At 66.7% G+C, this 16,913-nt stretch carries 20 protein-coding genes, 1 tRNA gene and 1 pseudogene; 16 read left to right on the forward strand and 6 right to left on the reverse strand.

Going from position 1 to position 16,913, the window contains the following annotated elements:
• Window positions 1-32: 32 nt before the first annotated feature.
• From DQG15_RS17155 to DQG15_RS17165, 3 genes are read left to right on the forward strand one after another with little or no spacing between them, the layout of a single operon-like run.
• The gene (locus DQG15_RS17155; RefSeq protein WP_116087445.1) at window positions 33-1,235 is read left to right on the forward strand and encodes a GNAT family N-acetyltransferase; all 1,203 of its coding nucleotides are present in this window, start codon (window positions 33-35) and stop codon (window positions 1,233-1,235) included.
• Entirely contained in the window at window positions 1,232-1,522 is a 291-nt protein-coding gene (locus DQG15_RS17160) for a 4a-hydroxytetrahydrobiopterin dehydratase (protein WP_116087448.1), read from the forward strand. The genes DQG15_RS17155 and DQG15_RS17160 overlap by 4 nt, the downstream gene beginning before the upstream one ends.
• Before the next feature lies 1 nt (window position 1,523).
• The gene (locus DQG15_RS17165) at window positions 1,524-2,417 is read left to right on the forward strand and encodes a mechanosensitive ion channel family protein (RefSeq protein ID WP_116087450.1); all 894 of its coding nucleotides are present in this window, start codon (window positions 1,524-1,526) and stop codon (window positions 2,415-2,417) included.
• Between the two features lie 94 nt (window positions 2,418-2,511).
• On the opposite strand, the gene leuB is transcribed toward DQG15_RS17165, so the two are convergent.
• A complete protein-coding gene (gene leuB / locus DQG15_RS17170; protein WP_116087452.1) occupies window positions 2,512-3,618 on the reverse strand; it encodes a 3-isopropylmalate dehydrogenase in 1,107 nt (368 codons plus the stop codon).
• 170 nt (window positions 3,619-3,788) lie between these two features.
• On the opposite strand from leuB, the gene rpiB reads away from it, so the two are divergent.
• Window positions 3,789-4,238, forward strand: a complete 450-nt coding sequence (gene rpiB / locus DQG15_RS17175) for a ribose 5-phosphate isomerase B (protein ID WP_116087454.1) — start codon at window positions 3,789-3,791, stop codon at window positions 4,236-4,238.
• A gap of 85 nt (window positions 4,239-4,323) precedes the next feature.
• On the opposite strand, the gene DQG15_RS17180 is transcribed toward rpiB, so the two are convergent.
• Both DQG15_RS17180 and DQG15_RS18685 read right to left on the reverse strand, forming a co-directional pair.
• A complete protein-coding gene (locus DQG15_RS17180) occupies window positions 4,324-5,325 on the reverse strand; it encodes an endonuclease/exonuclease/phosphatase family protein (RefSeq protein ID WP_232830909.1) in 1,002 nt (333 codons plus the stop codon).
• Between the two features lie 77 nt (window positions 5,326-5,402).
• Entirely contained in the window at window positions 5,403-6,242 is an 840-nt protein-coding gene (locus DQG15_RS18685; RefSeq protein ID WP_232830910.1) for a hypothetical protein, read from the reverse strand.
• A gap of 389 nt (window positions 6,243-6,631) precedes the next feature.
• Between DQG15_RS18685 and hisD the strand changes: the two genes are divergently transcribed.
• The 8 genes from hisD (at window position 6,632) to DQG15_RS17225 (ending at window position 11,277) form a co-directional block, all read left to right on the forward strand.
• Window positions 6,632-7,939 (forward strand): histidinol dehydrogenase, encoded by a 1,308-nt coding sequence (hisD, locus tag DQG15_RS17190; RefSeq protein ID WP_116087714.1) that lies wholly within the window; start codon window positions 6,632-6,634, stop codon window positions 7,937-7,939.
• Between the two features lie 79 nt (window positions 7,940-8,018).
• A complete protein-coding gene (locus DQG15_RS17195) occupies window positions 8,019-8,510 on the forward strand; it encodes a UPF0262 family protein (RefSeq protein ID WP_116087716.1) in 492 nt (163 codons plus the stop codon).
• Window positions 8,507-8,992, forward strand: a complete 486-nt coding sequence (locus DQG15_RS17200) for a low molecular weight phosphatase family protein (RefSeq protein WP_116087458.1) — start codon at window positions 8,507-8,509, stop codon at window positions 8,990-8,992. The genes DQG15_RS17195 and DQG15_RS17200 overlap by 4 nt, the downstream gene beginning before the upstream one ends.
• Window positions 8,993-9,059: 67 nt before the next feature.
• Window positions 9,060-9,278 carry a translation initiation factor IF-1 gene (infA, locus tag DQG15_RS17205; protein WP_043918791.1) on the forward strand — a complete coding sequence of 73 codons (219 nt, stop codon included), beginning with the start codon at window positions 9,060-9,062 and terminating at the stop codon, window positions 9,276-9,278.
• 25 nt (window positions 9,279-9,303) lie between these two features.
• On the forward strand, window positions 9,304-9,879 hold the full coding sequence (locus DQG15_RS17210) for a nucleoside triphosphate pyrophosphatase (RefSeq protein ID WP_116087460.1): 576 nt from the start codon (window positions 9,304-9,306) through the stop codon (window positions 9,877-9,879).
• The gene (locus DQG15_RS17215) at window positions 9,876-10,916 is read left to right on the forward strand and encodes a ribonuclease E/G (RefSeq protein WP_116087462.1); all 1,041 of its coding nucleotides are present in this window, start codon (window positions 9,876-9,878) and stop codon (window positions 10,914-10,916) included. The genes DQG15_RS17210 and DQG15_RS17215 overlap by 4 nt, the downstream gene beginning before the upstream one ends.
• The gene (locus tag DQG15_RS17220) at window positions 10,913-11,086 is read left to right on the forward strand and encodes a DNA gyrase inhibitor YacG (RefSeq protein ID WP_116087464.1); all 174 of its coding nucleotides are present in this window, start codon (window positions 10,913-10,915) and stop codon (window positions 11,084-11,086) included. Before DQG15_RS17215 ends, DQG15_RS17220 begins: the two co-directional genes overlap by 4 nt.
• A gap of 116 nt (window positions 11,087-11,202) precedes the next feature.
• Window positions 11,203-11,277: transfer RNA gene (locus DQG15_RS17225), tRNA-Phe, on the forward strand.
• Window positions 11,278-11,526: 249 nt separating this feature from the next.
• Here the strand turns inward: DQG15_RS17225 and DQG15_RS17230 are convergent.
• Entirely contained in the window at window positions 11,527-12,663 is a 1,137-nt protein-coding gene (locus DQG15_RS17230; RefSeq protein ID WP_116087466.1) for an MFS transporter, read from the reverse strand.
• Window positions 12,660-13,184 carry a TetR/AcrR family transcriptional regulator gene (locus DQG15_RS17235; protein ID WP_116087468.1) on the reverse strand — a complete coding sequence of 175 codons (525 nt, stop codon included), beginning with the start codon at window positions 13,182-13,184 and terminating at the stop codon, window positions 12,660-12,662. Before DQG15_RS17235 ends, DQG15_RS17230 begins: the two co-directional genes overlap by 4 nt.
• Window positions 13,185-13,245: 61 nt before the next feature.
• Between DQG15_RS17235 and DQG15_RS17240 the strand changes: the two are divergent.
• A pseudogene (locus DQG15_RS17240) lies at window positions 13,246-13,389 on the forward strand (IS5/IS1182 family transposase); the annotation flags it as partial.
• A gap of 76 nt (window positions 13,390-13,465) precedes the next feature.
• Here the strand turns inward: DQG15_RS17240 and DQG15_RS18445 are convergent.
• Window positions 13,466-13,666 (reverse strand): hypothetical protein, encoded by a 201-nt coding sequence (locus DQG15_RS18445; RefSeq protein ID WP_198665194.1) that lies wholly within the window; start codon window positions 13,664-13,666, stop codon window positions 13,466-13,468.
• Window positions 13,667-13,716: 50 nt separating this feature from the next.
• On the opposite strand from DQG15_RS18445, the gene DQG15_RS17245 reads away from it, so the two are divergent.
• The 3 genes from DQG15_RS17245 (at window position 13,717) to DQG15_RS17255 (ending at window position 16,906) form a co-directional block, all read left to right on the forward strand.
• Window positions 13,717-14,709, forward strand: coding sequence for an ABC transporter substrate-binding protein (locus DQG15_RS17245; protein WP_116087470.1), 993 nt, complete (start codon window positions 13,717-13,719; stop codon window positions 14,707-14,709).
• A gap of 108 nt (window positions 14,710-14,817) precedes the next feature.
• Window positions 14,818-15,852 (forward strand): proline/glycine betaine ABC transporter permease, encoded by a 1,035-nt coding sequence (locus DQG15_RS17250; RefSeq protein WP_116087472.1) that lies wholly within the window; start codon window positions 14,818-14,820, stop codon window positions 15,850-15,852.
• 10 nt (window positions 15,853-15,862) lie between these two features.
• The gene (locus DQG15_RS17255; RefSeq protein WP_116087474.1) at window positions 15,863-16,906 is read left to right on the forward strand and encodes a glycine betaine/L-proline ABC transporter ATP-binding protein; all 1,044 of its coding nucleotides are present in this window, start codon (window positions 15,863-15,865) and stop codon (window positions 16,904-16,906) included.
• Window positions 16,907-16,913 lie beyond the last annotated feature (7 nt).

The following is a 16,913-nucleotide window of genomic DNA, read 5'->3' on the forward strand; positions in this document are numbered from 1 at the left end:
CCGGCGAGGCCGCGCCATCATCCGCGCCGCACATGAGTTCAGCCCAGCCTCCCGATCCCGACGCGCCCCTGTCCGTCACGGCGCATGACAGCATCGCGGTCATCCCCGCGAGCGACTGGGACGCCTGTGCCTGCCCCGAAGCGGCGGAGAGCGGCCGCCCGCTCGATCCGTTCACCACGCACCGCTTCCTGTCGGCCATCGAGGAAAGCGGGTCTGTCGGTCCGGGCACCGGCTGGCAGCCGATGTACCTGACCGTGCAATCGGGCGGCGAGATCGTCGCCGCCGCGCCGCTCTATGCAAAGGGCCATTCCCAGGGCGAATACATCTTCGACCATTCGTGGGCCCATGCCTACGAGCGCGCCGGCGGGCGATACTATCCCAAGCTGCAGATCGCCGTGCCCTTCACTCCCGCCACCGGCCGTCGCTTCCTCACGCGACCCGGCTGGGAGAGCGCCGGCATGGCTGCGCTGGTCGAGGGCGCCGTGCAGCTCGCCTCGCGGAACGACATCACCACGCTCCATGCCACGTTCTGCACCGAGGGCGAGGCGCTGGCAGGCGCGCAGATGGGCCTTCTTCACCGCACCGGCACGCAGTTCCACTGGGTCAATCGCGGCTACTCGGACTTCGACGCGTTCCTCGCCGACCTGTCCAGCCGCAAGCGCAAGAACATCCGCAAGGAGCGCGCACAGGCGCAGGGCTTCGGCGGGGAGATCCGGCTCCGAACGGGAGAGGAGATCCGCCCCTCGGACTGGGACGACGTCTGGCGCTTCTACCAGGATACCGGCGCCCGGAAATGGGGGACGCCCTACCTCACCCGCGCCTTCTTCGAGATCGCGCACGAGACGCTCCGGGACGACATCCTGCTGATCCTCGCCGAGCGGGAGGGCCGCAACGTCGCCGGCGCGCTCAATGTCATCGGGCGGGACTGCCTCTACGGCCGCTACTGGGGCGCCACCGAGCACCACCCGGCGTTGCATTTCGAAGCATGCTACTATCAGGCGATCGACTGGGCCATCGAGCGTGGTCTCGCCCGGGTCGAGGCGGGCGCGCAAGGGGAGCACAAGCTGGCCCGCGGCTACCTGCCGGCGCCCACCCATTCGCTCCACTGGATCGGGGATCCGGGTTTCCGCAACGCCGTCGAGCAGTTTCTCGAGGGGGAGGCCCGCGCGGTGGACGAGGACATCGAGATCCTGACCAGCTTCGGCCCCTTCAGGAAAACGGGGTCCGAGGAATGAAGCCGGAGCGACTGACGGATCGCACAGCGCTGGAGCCGCTCATTGATGCCGGCTGGACGCTCGCCGAAGACCGCGAGGCCATCGAGAAGATCTTCCGCTTCGCCGATTTCCGCGCCGCGTTCGGCTGGATGACGTCGGTTGCGCTCATGGCCGAAAAATTGGACCACCACCCCGAATGGCGGAACGTCTACCGCAAGGTCGAAGTGACCCTCGCGACCCACAGCGCGAACGGTCTGACCGAGCTCGACATCCGCCTCGCGACCGAGATGGACAAGCTGGCGGAGTGACATGGACAACTTTATGAGTGCGGAAATCGCGAACGGCGTATCGGTGGGGGAGATCCTGTCGGTCCAGTTCCTCGCAGGCATCCTCGGCAACCTTCTTTCGGCCGTGCTCGTCCTCGTCATCGGCTGGGCGCTTGCGGCGTGGCTCGGACGGCGCGTGCGCAACCTCGGCCTCAAGGAGCGGTTCGACGAAACGCTCTTCAACTTCCTCGGCGCCATCGTGCGCTACACGATCCTCGTCTTCACCTTCATCTTCGTGCTCAACCGCTTCGGGATGCAGACGACCTCAGTCGTCGCCGCACTCGGTGCCGCCGGTCTCGCCATCGGCCTGGCGCTTCAGGGCACGCTGTCGAACGTCGCCGCCGGCGTGATGCTGATCTTCTTCCGGCCGATCAAGACCGGCGATTTCGTCGTCGTGAACGGCCAGACGGGGACGGTGAAGGACATCTCGCTGAACTATACCGAGCTGGCCTCGATCGCGAACGTGCAGATCATCATCCCCAATTCCGAGGTCTGGGGGAACACGATCACCAACTACTCGGCCTATGACGTGCGCCGGGTGGAATGGACGTTCGGCGTCGGCTACGGGGCGAACCTCGCCACCGCCGAGAAGGTGATCCTCGACACGATCATGGCCGATCCCCGCGCCCATGCGGAGCCGGACCCCTTCATCAAGGTGACGAACCTTAACGACAGCTCCGTGGACTTCCTGGTGCGGGTCTGGTGCGCGAATGCGGATGCCTTCGCGTTCCAGGGGGACATGACCCGCGCCGTGAAGGAAGCCCTGGATGCGGCCGGCGTCGAGATCCCCTTCCCGACCCGCACTCTCGTTCACGAGAACAGCGCGGTGAAGGACGGTCTTCGCGTTGCCGGCAGCGACGAAGGCACCGCCGCCTGAGCGGAGGGACAAGCGTCCCCCAGACATGCGAACGCGCCGCGAGGAGGTCTCCTCGCGGCGCGTTTTTCCAGAGCAGTAGTGCCGTCTGTCCGGCTCAGGCCGCCGCGAGCGCGGTGACGATGGCGTCGCCCATCTGCGAGGTGGAAACCGGCGTGCCGTCTTCGGGGCCCATGAGGTCGGCCGTGCGCAGCCCGTCGGCCAGGACCTTCTCCACGGCGGTCTCGAGCCGGGTTGCCTCGTCGCCCCGGTTGAAGGAATAGCGCAGCGCCATCGCGAAGGAGAGGATGCAGGCGATCGGGTTCGCCTTGCCCTGACCGGCGATATCGGGCGCGGAGCCGTGCACCGGCTCGTAGAGCGCCTTCGGCCGGCCGTTCTCCATCGGCACGCCGAGGGAGGCGGACGGCAGCATCCCGAGAGAGCCCGTCAGCATTGCCGCCGCGTCGGAGAGGATGTCCCCGAACAGGTTGTCCGTGACGATGACGTCGAACTGCTTGGGGTTCCGGCAGATCTGCATGGCGCCGGCATCGGCGTACATGTGGGACAGCTCGACATCCTGGTACTCGGCGTCGTGGATCTCCTGAACCACCTCGCGCCACAGGATGCCGCTTTCCATCACGTTGGCCTTCTCCATGGAGCAGACCCGGCCATCCCGCTTTCGCGCCAGCTCGAAGGCGGAGCGCGCGACGCGGGCAATCTCGCTCTCGGTGTAGCGCTGCGTGTTGATCCCGACGCGCTCGTTGCCCTCGCGCACGATGCCGCGCGGCTCGCCGAAATAGATGCCGGAGGTCAGCTCGCGTACGATCATCAGGTCGAGCCCGGCGACCACCTCACGCTTGAGGGAGGAAAAGTCCGCAAGGGCCTCGAAGCACTGCGCCGGGCGCAGGTTGGCGAAGAGATCCATCTCCTTGCGCAGGCGCAGGAGCCCCCGCTCGGGCTTCACGGAGAAGTCGAGCGAGTCGTAGGCCGGCCCGCCGACGGCGCCCAGGAGAACCGCATCCGCGTTCTGTGCCCGCTCCATCGCCGCATCGGTCAGCGGCGTGCCATGCGCGTCGTAGGACGCGCCACCGACGAGGTCTTCCTCGACGGTGAAGGAGGGGCCGCCATTGGCGCCGAACCACTCGATGACCTTGCGCACCTCGGCCATGACCTCGGGCCCGATGCCGTCGCCCGGCAGGATCAGAAGGGTCGGATCGGACGGCATGGGCAGTCTCCTTGGATGGTCAGGACGGATCGCCGCGGGGCGTAGCCCGCCCCCGCCTCCCGGTCAAGCTGCGCCCCCCTCCCTGCAGCCGCGCCCGAGAGCGCGTCCTTTGCCGTTCGCTCCGCCCTGGCGTATGGAGCCGCAAAGGCATTCAAGAAGGCGACCCCCTCATGACACCTCGACCCCGCATCGTCCTGTCCAGCGACCACGCCGCCATCGAGCTTCGCCGCACCATCGCCGCCCATGTCGAGGCGGCGGGGTGGGAGGTCATCGACATTGGCCCGACCACGCCCGAGAGCACGCATTACCCCATCCACGGCAGGGCCGCCGCGGAGCGCGTCGCCTCCGGTGACGCTCGTCTCGGAATCGTCCTGTGCGGCACGGGGCAGGGGATCATGATGGCGGCGAACAAGGTTGCCGGCATCCGCTGCGGCGTCTGCTCGGATACGTTCTCGGCCCGCATGATCCGGCAGCACAACGATGCCAACATGCTCTCCCTCGGCGCCCGCGTCATCGGCGAGGGGCTGGCCCTCGATATCGTCAATGCGTTCCTCGGCGCGGAATTCGAAGGCGGCCGCCATGCTCTCCGCGCGGGCATGATCGAGACCGGGGAGGCCTGAGACGCCGGGGTCGCGGGATCCCGACGTCTCTCATCCTGCTCGGCGGATCTCGGAGGCCGTCGCCGGCTGGCGAGCGCGGAATGCCTCAGCGTTTCGCTCGCGGTTCAACCTCCACGTCCGTCCAGACCAGCCGTCCGCGAGAGGCGGCTTCGACCAGATCCAGCCCCTCCGCTTCCGGCCACAGGACGCCGGATGCTCGGATGCCGAGATCGGCAGAGGGCAGGACGTAGTCGAGCCGCATGTCGCCCGGGGTGGGATCGGTGAAATCGGCTGTCGCGGGGGCGCCGCTCTCGCCCAGTGGCTCGGGGTCTTTCAGGCGCGGGTCCGACAGAAGGGCGCGGATCGCCTCCCTCCGGCCGTCTCCGCGCGAGGGGTCGAGATTGGCGCGGCCGAGGATCGCGAAGGGCGGCTCCGGCGGCGGCACGTCGAGAGCTCCGTCTAGCAACGACCGCCAGAGGCCGGTCTCGGCCGCGCTTCGCAGCCCGTTCGCATCCTCCGGGCCGTCGAAGACAGGGGGCGTCGCGGCGTAGGCAAGGATCGTCAGATGCCGCTCCGGCGGGCCGGGCAGGCGGATCGGGACGATCCAGTGGCCGGTGGAGGAGAGGCGCCAGATCGCCTGCGCCTCTTCCGAAGGGAACGGCTCGCCGCCGGGATGAACCGGCAGAACCGCGCCGGGCACGTCCCGCCAGAGAAGTGCAGAGAGGTCCGTCACATCTCCCAGCGGCCAGCGGGAGAGAAGGGCAAGGCCGCCGGCGCCCGGGAACCGGCCGTATCCGTGCGCGTCTCGCGCGCCTCCGGTTCGCCCGTCGCCGTCCATGTCCAGCCCGGTTCGGAGGCCGGAATTGGGGCGCAGGGCAAACCGGTGGGGGTAGCGCGGGCCGGCCTCGCCGATCACATCCGCCAGTGCGGAGAGCGTGTGGCCGGCGCCATCATGGTCGACGCCCGTCAGAAGGAGGATGTCCGGCCGGGCGGCCGCGACGAGCGCGGCGACCGCGCCCACTTGCGGATCGCCCTTGAGGATGTCGCCGAGAAGGAGACCGGGGCCGCGGCGCGTCAGCTCCGCATGATAGGTCGCGAGACGGACCACGCCGTCCGCCTTCTGCGGAACGAGGGGCGCGTCGGCCCGGAGGGGGCCGGCGACGAGAGCCGCCAGCAGCAGGGCGATCAGCTCAGCGCAAGCCCGGCGGACACGGGCGCGTCCCGCTCCGTACGGCGGCGTTTCTCCGCGATCATGCTCGCGACCCGGCCCATGGCGATGCCGCGCATGAAGAGCGATAGGGGCAGGAAGGACCATGTCGAAACCAGCCAGACGACGGAATGCGGCTCGGACAGCGCCCGAAGCCCGAACAGCGCGGTGATTCCGCCGGCAGCGGACGGGATCAGGAATGGCAGGAGAAACCCTAAGGCGACGTTAATGCGCGCATCGCGATTGAGCCGCGCCACGATGTCGTTGCCAGTGGTCGGATCGAATGTCGGCAGGTTGATCCACACGTTGAACGCCCCTGCGCTGGACGGCCAGCGCTGGAGCCGCAGGATCAGCACGAAGAAGACGATGGCGACGATGGAGATCGCATAGGCCAGTCCCGCGGCGGCCCGGATGGAGACGGCGAGCGGCATGCCGGCTTCCTCGGGTACGACCGCCACCACGAGGCGCACGGGGCTGAACGGAAAGTCGAGCGCTGTCCCGGCTGCAAGCCCGACGGCACGGATCAGCAGGGACAGGGTACTTCCCTCGCCCTCTCCGGCGAACATCACCGCCAGCACGAAGAGGGTGACGAAGAGCGACAGGAACCGGATGCGGTTGAAGGGCGGGGCGTCCCGGAACTCGATGAGGCAGGGGCTGTGGGAGAAGTACTCGCAGAAGGTGATTGCCGCGGCCCCGAGCGCGATCAGTGCAACGATCTCGTGCGCTCCGGACGCGGAGGGCAGGATGAGGGACGGCGTCGCCACCAGGAGGGCCGCAAAGATGGCGCGCACGGCGGCGCCGGTCAGACTGCCGATCATCTGCGCAATTCCTTGCCTCGGGCGGAGGCGATACATGGCCGCATCCGCATTCTGGGCGAACCAGGCTCTGATCAGAGAGGTTGCCTCATTTATGCCCAATTTCTGCCCCCGTTCTGCCCGATCATCAAACCTTTCAACTAATTAACCACGTCACTCCGGCGAATTTGCGGAAGCTGTGGTGCATGCCTGCATCAATTTCCGGGCGAGAAGGAGGCAGCTCCACATGGGGAGCCCGGTGCCCGGACAATGTGGAAATGGCCGTCTCCTCGCTTGATGCCCCATCGCCGGCAGGCTATCGGGCGCATGCCCCGCCGCGCTCGCGACGCGGGATCAGACGTATGGGCGCCGGTCTTCGGCGCCTTTCGATGTCCAAGGGAGGCCGCTTCTCCGTGCCCCAGTTTCTCGACACCCGGTCCGACGATTTCGAGGCCGCCTTTGCCGATCTTCTGTCCGCAAAGCGCGAGGATTCGGTCGATGTGGACGAGGCGGTCGCCGCGATCATCTCCGACGTGCGGGCCCGCGGCGATGCGGCACTGATCGAGCTGACCGAGCGCTTCGATCGGCTGCGCCTCACCCCCGAAACCCTGCGGATCTCCGAGGCGGAGGTCGAGGCGGCGATCGCGGCGGTGCCGAAGGACGAGGAGCGCGCGCTCCGGCAGGCGGCGGAGCGGATCCGGGCCTACCACGCGCGGCAGATGCCCGAGGATGCGCAGTGGACCGATCCCGAGGGCGCGACGCTCGGCTGGCGCTGGACGCCGGTTGCGGCGGCAGGGCTCTACGTGCCGGGCGGTCTCGCCTCCTACCCCTCGTCCGTCCTGATGAACGCGATCCCGGCCCGGGTCGCGGGCGTCGAGCGGCTGGTGATCGCGGTGCCCACGCCGGACGGCGCCGTGAACCCTCTCGTGATGCTGGCGGCGCGGATCGCCGGGGTGGACGAGATCTACCGCATCGGCGGTGCGCAGGCGATCGCGGCCCTCGCATACGGGACCCCCACGATCCCGCCGGTGGACAAGATCACCGGTCCCGGAAACGCCTTCGTCGCCGCGGCCAAGCGGCGGGTGTTCGGGCGCGTCGGAATCGACATGATCGCCGGGCCCTCCGAGATTCTCGTCATAGCCGACGAGACCGGGGACCCCGACTGGATCGCGCTCGACCTCTTGAGCCAGGCGGAGCACGACGAGAGCGCCCAGTCCATCCTGATCACCACCGATCCCGACCTCGGCTCGCGCGTCGCCGCGGCGGTGGACCGGCATCTGCAGACCCTGGAGCGGCGCAAGATCGCCGGCAAGAGCTGGGCGGAGTTCGGAGCCGTCATCACGGCCCGGTCGCTGCAGGAGGCGGCCGCGCTTTCGGACCGGATCGCGCCGGAGCACCTCGAACTCTGCGTCGCCGACCCCGAGGCGCTGTCGAGAAAGATCCGTCACGCCGGCGCGATCTTCCTCGGCGCTTGGACGCCGGAGGCGATCGGCGACTATGTCGGCGGACCGAACCACGTCCTGCCCACGGCGCGCTCGGCGCGGTTCTCCTCGGGCCTGTCGGTGCTCGACTTCCTCAAGCGCACGACACTGGCGCAGATGACGCCGGGCGCGCTGGCGAGGATCGGGCCGGCGGCGGAGCGGCTCGCACGCGCCGAAAGCCTCGAAGCACACGGCCTCAGCGTCACGGCCCGGCTGCGGAGGCTGAACGAGGAGGGCTGAGGCCGCCGTCCTCGCGCGGGCTCTGGTAAAGCGGGGGAGGGGCGTTATTCTCGGTGCCCTGACCCCGATGGAGCGCGCGATGCCGTCCTATCTCAGCGACGTCGAGATCGACGATGCGAACCTGCCTCCGCCCACGCCCGAAATCGAGCAGGAGCGGCGCGTCGCGATTTTCGATCTGCTGGAGGAGAACACCTTCGCCCTGCCGGAGCGGGAGGACGGGCGTGCGCGGCCGGAGGGGCCCTACAAGCTCGATCTGGCGATCCGCGAACGGCGCCTCGTCTTTTCGCTGAGCACTTCTGCCGCGGAGGCCGCGGGCGAGTTCCACCTCTCCCTTGGCCCGTTCAGGCAGGTGGTGAAGGACTATTTCCAGATCTGCGAGAGCTATTTCGAGGCGGTGAAGCGGATGCCGCCGAGCCAGATCGAAGCGATCGACATGGCCCGCCGCGGCATCCATGACGAGGGCGCCCGCATCCTCCAGGACCGTCTCGCCGGGAAGGCGGAGGTGGACAAGGCCACTGCGCGGCGCCTCTTCACTCTGATCTGCGTCCTGCACCACGGAAGCGCGATGTGACCGGGGCGCTTCCGTCCTCCGTGCTCTTTTGCTGCGATCACAACGCGGTACGCTCCCCGATGGCGGAGGGAATGGCCAAGCAGGTGCTCGGCAACCGCACCTACATCCAGTCCGCCGGCGTGCGCTGCGATCTGGAGATCGACCCCTTTGCCATCGCCGTGTCGGCCGAAATCGGCGTCGAGCTGTCCCGTCATCGGGCGCGCAGCTTCGAGATGATGCAGGATTGGGGGGACGATCTGTCGAGCTTCGAGCTGATCGTGACGCTGTCCCCGGCCAGTCAGCGGCATGCGCTGGAACTGACGCGGGTCTTCCATCTCGATGTCGAATACTGGCCCGTTCTCGAGCCCACCGGCCTTGGCGAGACGCGGGAGCAGAAGCTCGCCGCCTACCGGCAGACACGGGATCAGATCGCGCACCGGATCGCGGCGCGGTTCGGAACGCCGGACCGGATTGACGCGTTGCAGCCCCATCAAAGCCCTTGAACAATGCGCTGAACGCGCGCATTTACGCGACGCGCTCCAATTTGGGGGCGGCAATCACGGAGTGACCATGGCCAAGGAAGAAATGCTCGAATTCCCCGGCGTCGTGAAGGAACTCCTGCCGAATGCGACATTCAGGGTCGAGCTGGACAACGGCCATGAGATCATCGCGCATACGGCGGGAAAGATGCGGAAGAACCGCATCCGCGTCCTCGCTGGCGACCGCGTACAGGTCGAGATGACCCCCTACGATCTGACCAAGGGGCGGATCAACTATCGCTTCAAGTGAGACCGTGCCGACCGAGCCAGGGGCCATGCGCCTGATTCTCGGCTCGGGCTCTCCGCGGCGGCTCGAGCTGCTCGCGGTCCTGGGCATCCGCCCCGATGACGTCCGCCCGCCCGATATCGACGAGACGCCCGCGCGCGGGGAGCTGCCACGACCCTATTGCGAACGCATGGCACGGGAAAAGGCGCTGGCCGTTGCGGCCGCGCCTGACGAACTCGTGCTCTCTGCCGATACCACCGTGGCCCTTGGCCGCCGGATCATGGGCAAACCCCGCGACGCCGGAGAGGCGGCCGAGTTCCTGCACGCCCTCTCGGGGCGTCGGCACCGCGTCGTCACGGCCCTGGCCGTGCGCAGGGGCGAGGCGCTGCGCGCGCGGAGCGTGGTCTCCTCGGTAAAGTTCAAGCGGCTCAGCGACGTCGAGGTGAACGGCTACCTCGCGACGGGGGACTGGCAGGACAAGGCTGGCGGCTATTCCATCCAAGGCCCCGCCGGGGCCTTCATCCCGTGGATGGAGGGCAGCCACTCCGCCATCGTCGGCCTGCCTCTGGCGGAGACGGCGGCGCTCCTTTCCTCCTTCGGTTACCCAGTCTGGAGCACATCATGAAGGGCACGAGTGTTATCCTCGGCACGCTCGCCGGCCGCGCCGCAGCCGCTCGCATGGTGGACGGCGTTCTCGATGATCTCCTGATCGACGGGACGGATCCGGTCGCGAGACCCGGCGCGATCCTTCGCGGGATCGCGGACCGGCCGATGAAGGGGCAGGGAGGGATCTTCCTCGCCCTGCCGGGTGGTCGCCGCGGGTTTCTGAAGCAGGCGAAGGGCATCGCGCCCGGACAACCGCTTCAGGTGCAGGTCACCGGCCATTCGGAGCCCGGCAAGGCGATCCCGGTCACGCTGCGCCTTCTGTTCAAATCCCGCTTCGCCATCGTCACACCCGGCGCTCCCGGCATCAACATCTCCCGCGCGATCCGGGACGAAGAGGCGCGTGTCGCCCTCGCCGAGATCGCGGCGGAGATAGACCTGCCGGACGGCGCGGGTCTGATCCTGCGGTCCGCCGCCGAAGGGGCCGACGAGGTTGAGGTGGCGGAGGACATCCATGCCATGTGCGCCCTCGCGGCGGATGTCCTGGCCGACGACGGCTCGGAGCCCGAGTTGCTGGTGGACGGCCCGGACGCCCATGCCGCCGCCTGGCGCGACTGGCCCGTCCCGGACGAGGTGGACGATGGTCCCTCCGCCTTCGCCGACCGGGGCGTTCTCGATGCCATCGCGGCTCTCGCCAAGGCCTGCCCGCTGCCGGGTGGCGGCACGCTGATGGTCGAGGAAACCCGTGCCCTCGTCGCCTGCGATGTTGATACCGGCGGGGACACCAGTCCTGCCGCCGGCCTCAAGGCCAACATCGCCGCCGTCCGCGCCCTGCCGCGGATCCTGCGATGTCTCGGCCTCGGCGGTCAGGTGGTCGTCGACCTCGCACCCGCGCCGAAGCGGGACCGCAAGTCGATCGAGCAGTCCCTCCGCGCCGCCTTGCGGGCGGATCCGGTGGAGACCACCTTCGTTGGCTGGACGACGCTCGGCCATCTCGAACTTACCCGCAAGCGCGAACGCCTCCCGCTGCCGGCGGAGGTGATGACGGAGGCCGCATGACCTGCCCGATCTGCAGCAAGCCCACCCATCCCGACTACCGCCCTTTCTGCTCCCGCCGCTGCGCGGATGTGGACCTCGGCAAATGGCTGCACGAAGCCTACCGCGTCCCCGTCACGCCCGCCGATGACGAGGACGGCGCACCGGACCCCGACGAGGGCGACGGAGCCTGACGCAAGGGGAGGTCAGAGGCGCAAGTCGGAGCGCATTTTTTCCGCTTCACCCCACTGGACTTGCCCCGAGACGGGCGGTATCAGACCCAAGCCCCGAGCGGTCGCCGCTCACCCGTGCCCGGGTAGCTCAGGGGTAGAGCAGTGGATTGAAAATCCTCGTGTCGGTGGTTCGATTCCGCCCCCGGGCACCATTTTTCCAGATAACTCGCAGGTTCTCCTCAGGTATTCTTGGGCTGACCAGGGGCGTAGTCCCAAGCGAAGTACCGTACGGTTCCCTTCGCGTTAAGCTTGGGCGTTGTGTGCTCTTGTAGCGCTACGACCCGCACCTGATGTGCCAGTGATTGATATTTCCCTCGCCGCTATCCAGAGCTGCCTCTCGAGGAAGGCGCTGTTTTGCATGGTGCTCCGCCAGACGACAGGACCCCGTTGCTTTTCCAAGGCTAAGCATGCGCGCTCTCGGTCGGGCTTCCTGATCGAAAGGCGCCGGCAAGGAGCGCGACGGCGGCGAAGCATACCACTGCTGAACCCGCCCCGGGCCCCGCCATGACGAACCCGAAGATCGGTGCGCCGGCGGTCTGGCCGATGGCGATGGTCAGGAACCCGATCATGAGCCCGGTTGCGGGACGGTTCGGCAACGCGTTGATGCCCCAGACGAGGTAGACCCCCGTCAGCATCACGTACGATGCGCCGAAGAGAGTCCCTCCGATCAGGGCGAGCGTGGGTGTTGCAATGCCCGATCCGACTGCGAGAATACCCGCGGCCATCAGCCCCAGGAAAGCCCAGTGAACGGGGTCGAGACCCAACCGGCGAATGAGCGTTCCGGCCAATGCCCCGGCGATGCCGCCCACGCCGATGCAGGTCCAGAGGATCCCGGTTCCGGTCGGCCCCCATCCCAGTTGCTGCGACACGAGCTGGCCGCCGAAGGACCAGACCGCAGTGCTCGCCGCTCCCATGAGGAACGAGGCGGAGATCAGGCGCAGTACAGGGCCATTCATCGGAGGCAGACCGCCAGCGTTTTGACCGCCACGGGACGCCGGAAGGGAAACAGCGGCCGCGACCGCGAACACCAGTGCCACGGCGGCGAACACTCCGAATGCCAGCCGCCACTGCTCGGCAATTGCCAGGGCGATCGGTCCCGACAGGGCCACCCCCGCGCTCGTCCCCGCGTTGATGACGGTGTTGGTAAGATCCTGGCGGCTTTTCTGAACCGCGGCGGCCACGGCGGCGGCCATTGGTGGAGAGGCGAGGCCCGTGCTCGATCCCGCCACCACGACGGCGATGGCAAGAACGAGTGGCGATGGGGCGAGGGCGATCCCCGCCATGCCGATTGCGGCGACGATGGCCGCCCCGACGGCGACCGCGCGCGCGCCGATCCGTTCGGTCAGCACCGCAGACGCGATAATGGCGATGCAGTAGCCGGCAAACGCGCCGCCGGAGATGATGCCGCTGAGCGAGGGGCCGAGGCTCAGATCGCCGTCGATCTGCGGCAGGAACAGTCCGAAGGCGAAACGGGCGAAGCCGTAGCAGACCGCGATCAGGCCAAAGCCTGTCGCGGCGAGGCGAAGAGCGGGGCTCATGGTCGAGCTCTCTCGATCAGGATGGCCGCCGCCGCGCGCGCGGCGGACACGGCATCCGCACCCCTGTAGACCGCTGCGTGGGTCGCGCCCTCCAGGAGAACCAGCACCTGCTCCGTCAGGACAGAATTTTCGCGTCCGAGGTCTGCGACGACAACCTCCGCGATCCGCCTGTGGAACGATGCCTTGTGTGCTGCGACAGCCTCTGCAATCTCGGGCGTGTCGCCCCCGGTTTCCGCGCGTGATCGAAGGAACAGGCACCCTCGCGTTCCCTCGACCCGCACCCAGTCTTCGAGCGCCGCGAACAGAGCGTCGACGCTCTGTACCTCCAACCGAGCCATGAAGCGTTGGTCCCGCTCCGTCAGCACCCGTGCCATGAGTTGCGCCTTGCTGCCGGCATGCTTGTAGAGTGTTCGGCTCGACATCCCCGCGGCAGCGGTCAGCCGATCCATTCCGGTGGCCACGTAGCCGTGCCGGTCGAAGAGCCGCTCAGCTGCGGCGGTGAGCTTGCTGGTCGTGTCCATGGAGAACCTCCCTTGGTATCCATGAGCTGAAATGTAAAATGATCGTTTTACATTGCAAGCCGTCATCTCGAGCAATGTCGGCGACGCGCCGATGCTGCCGGAGCTCCTGAAGCAGATCGACCCTGAGCAGGACATCGCGACGCTCACTGCCGACGGTGCCTGCGACACGCGCGCCTGCCACGACGCCGCCGGCCGTGGCGTGGCGCCAGGTTGCCGAGGTCCAGATCCGTGCGGCGGTGATGAACCGCTTCACCGCCCTGGGCAGGGCCAGAAGCGGTCGGTCAGGAGAACAGAGGACGCACGGCGAAGCTACGATGGCCGACCGCCACTGCTCCGGTCATCAGGGGCGAGCGCGGGCCCGGAGGTTCGCACTTGCGCTCGTCCGTTTGCGGTTCGACGCCGGGCCTGTTATCTCCGGCAGAAATGCTGAAAAGAAACGCAAAAATGAACGCTTGGCATGTTCTGAACATGCCATCTTTCATGGCGTGCGCTGTCCTTTCGCATTCAAATGAACGTCTCAAAGGAGAACCTCATGCGTACTATGAAGCTCGCATCCACTGCGCTCGTTGCCACCCTGGTACTGCCGCTCGCCACCCAGGCGCAGGCTCAGGACGAAGCAGGCCAGTGCGGCGAAGTTTCGATCGCCCAGATGGGTTGGGCCGCTGCCGAGGTGACCACGAACATCGCCAAGTTCCTGCTTGAGCACGGTTATGGCTGCGATGTCACCTTGGTGCAGTCCGACACCATCCCCGCGATCACTTCGGTCGCTGAGAACGGCGAGCCGGACGTTGTGACCAACCTTTGGCTCAACTCGGGCGGCGAAGCCTATCTCAAGCTCGAAGAGGGCGGCACCATCAAGCGCCTGACCTCGGTACTTGAGCCGGGCGGTGTCGAGGGCTGGTGGATCCCCACCTCTCTTGCCGAAGAGCACCCCGAGCTGACGACCATCGACGGTATCCTCGCGAACCCCGAGCTGGTCGGCAGCCGCTTCAACAACTGCCCCGATGGCTGGGGTTGCCGCGTTGTGTCGGATAACCTCTCGCGCGCGCTGGATCTCGAAGGTCATGGCATCGAGGTCTTCAACCACGGCTCTGGCGAGACGCTCGCGACGTCGATGGGCGCTGCCGTGACCGGCGGTGAGCCCTGGTTCGGCTACTACTGGGGTCCGACTGTCCCGCTCGGCAAGTACGACATGACCAAGGTGGACCTGGGCGGCTATGACGAGGAGGCCTTCGCTCCGCTGCAGAACGCCGACGCCCCCGACCCGCAGGTTTCGGACTTTCCCGCAGCGCCGATCCTGACTTCCGTCACCACCGAGTTCGCCGAAGAGAACCCTGAGTTGACCGAGTTCTTCACCAAAATGACCTTCGCGACCGACCAGATGTCGGGCCTGCTGGCATGGAAGGACGAGAACAACGCCTCGAACGAGGAAGTCGCCGTCTACTTCCTGTCGACCGCGTCTGACACCTGGACCAACTGGGTCAGCGACGAGGCGCGCGAAAACCTCTCGGCACTCGTCCAGTAATCGAGTGCTCAGCCCTTCGGGGCGCAGATTCTCAACGGGGCCGGGTAATCGGCCCCGTTTTTGGTTTTTTCCACAAGAAGGAGGGCCTGCAACGGCCCCGATGCTCATATGGCAACCTATGATGGCTTCTTCGACACCCTTGGCCTGAGGGATTGGTGCGGCACGCAGGACTCCGGCGCACCGATGTCAATGGCCGACCTGCTGGCCAAATCAAGCGGCGCCGATGCCGACACCTCGTTGCGGGATTTTCCATTTCCTTCGCTCGATGCTCTGCACGAGGCCTGCTCGGCCATTCCGCAGTCACGCGATCTGACGCTTGGGCTGGAAACCGGCTTTCTCGGCATTCGCGATGCGCTGCGCGTGGTCGTCGATCCGCTGACGCAACCGCTGAGCTGGGCGCTTGAGAACATGCTCTGGGTGATGACGGAAACGCCCTGGTGGGCCATGATTCCGATACTTCTCGTGATCACCTGGATGGTGGGCCGGTCATGGAAGGTCGTGGGCTTCGTGGCGCTGGTGCTCGCGGGCCTCGCCTTTGTCGACCACTACGAGGTCGCGATGCAGACCCTCGCGATCATTTTCGTCTGCGCCTTCATATGCGTCTTGCTCGGAGTGCCCATAGGGATCGCCATGTCACGCAGTGATCGCCTGCAGGGCGTGCTGACGCCGGTGCTGGATATGCTGCAGACCCTGCCGCCATTCGTTTACCTGATCCCGCTGATCTTCCTGTTCTCGGTGACGGAGCCCAAGCTCTACGGCATCGCAGTCATCCTGTACGCGATCGTCCCGGTTGTGCGCTTGACCAACCTCGGTATCCGGCTGGTCAACCCGGACGTGATCGAAGCGGCCGACGCCTTCGGCATGACCAAAAGCCAGAAGCTCTTTGGCGTTCAGATCCCGCTGGCACTGCCCAACATCATGGCCGGCGTGAACCAGACGATCATGATGAGTCTCGCCATGGTGGTCATCGCTTCGATGGTCTCGGCCCCGGGCCTTGGCATCCTGGTGCTGCGCGGCATCCGCAATCTCGAGCTGGGTGTCGGTCTGATCGCCGGTCTCGGCATCGTGGTTCTGGCCATTGCGCTCGACCGCGTGACCAAAGCCTCGCTTGCACGCATCGATGCCAGCCAGACCAGCCGCTAAGGAGACGGACATGACCAAGAAGAACGTGAAAGTCTCGATCAGGCACCTTTACAAGATCTTCGGTGCGGACCCCGAGGGGGCCCTCGCCAAGGTCCGCGAAGGGATGACGAAGGCCGAGCTGCTGGACCAGACGAGCCATGTGCTGGGCCTGCAGGACATCAACGTCGACATGAAAGAAGGCGAGATCACCGTCATCATGGGCCTTTCGGGCTCGGGCAAGTCGACGCTGATCCGGCACCTCAACCGGCTGATCGAACCCACGGCCGGCGAGGTGCTCGTCAACGGCGAGGACATCCTGTCGTGGAACGATGCGCAGATGCGCACCCTGCGCCGCGAATCCATGTCGATGGTGTTCCAGAACTTCGCTCTGTTGCCGCACCGTACGGTCCTAGAAAACGCAGGCATGGCGCTGGCCACACGCGGCAAGGCGCGCCGCGACTACGAGGACCAGGCCAACAAGTGGCTCGACCGGGTCGGACTGGTCGGGCAGGGCGAACAGTATCCCCACCAGCTCTCGGGCGGCATGCAGCAGCGCGTCGGTATTGCGCGGGCCCTGGCGTCAAACTCGGACATCATGTTGATGGACGAGGCGTTTTCCGCTTTGGATCCGCTGATCCGCACGGACATGCAAAACCTACTGCTCGAGCTGCAGGACGAACTGCAGAAGACGATCATCTTCATCACCCACGATCTTGATGAAGCACTGAAGCTTGCCGATCATCTGGTGATCCTGAAAGACGGCGCAGTGGTGCAGCAGGGCCAGCCGCAGGAAATCTTGCTGAATCCTGCAGACCCGTACATCGAAGAGTTCGTCGCCGATATTAATCGCGCTCGCGTTCTGCGCGTCCGTTCGGTGATGACGGATCGAGAGCCGGACGGTCTGGTCGACGGGGAGGTCGCTCCAAGCGATAACCTGGAGAGCATCATCGCGCTGGCCGAGGGCAACATGGACCGTGCCTTCAGGGTGAAGAGCAATGGCGAAACATCAGGTTATATCGACATGAAATCCGTCGTGGAGGCCCTGGTGCCGCGGCGCGTTGATGCGCAAGATTGAGCCCTGA

Origin of the sequence: Tropicimonas sp. IMCC34011 (assembly GCF_003390865.1) — a bacterium.
In the GTDB taxonomy this organism is placed as follows: domain Bacteria; phylum Pseudomonadota; class Alphaproteobacteria; order Rhodobacterales; family Rhodobacteraceae; genus Tropicimonas_B.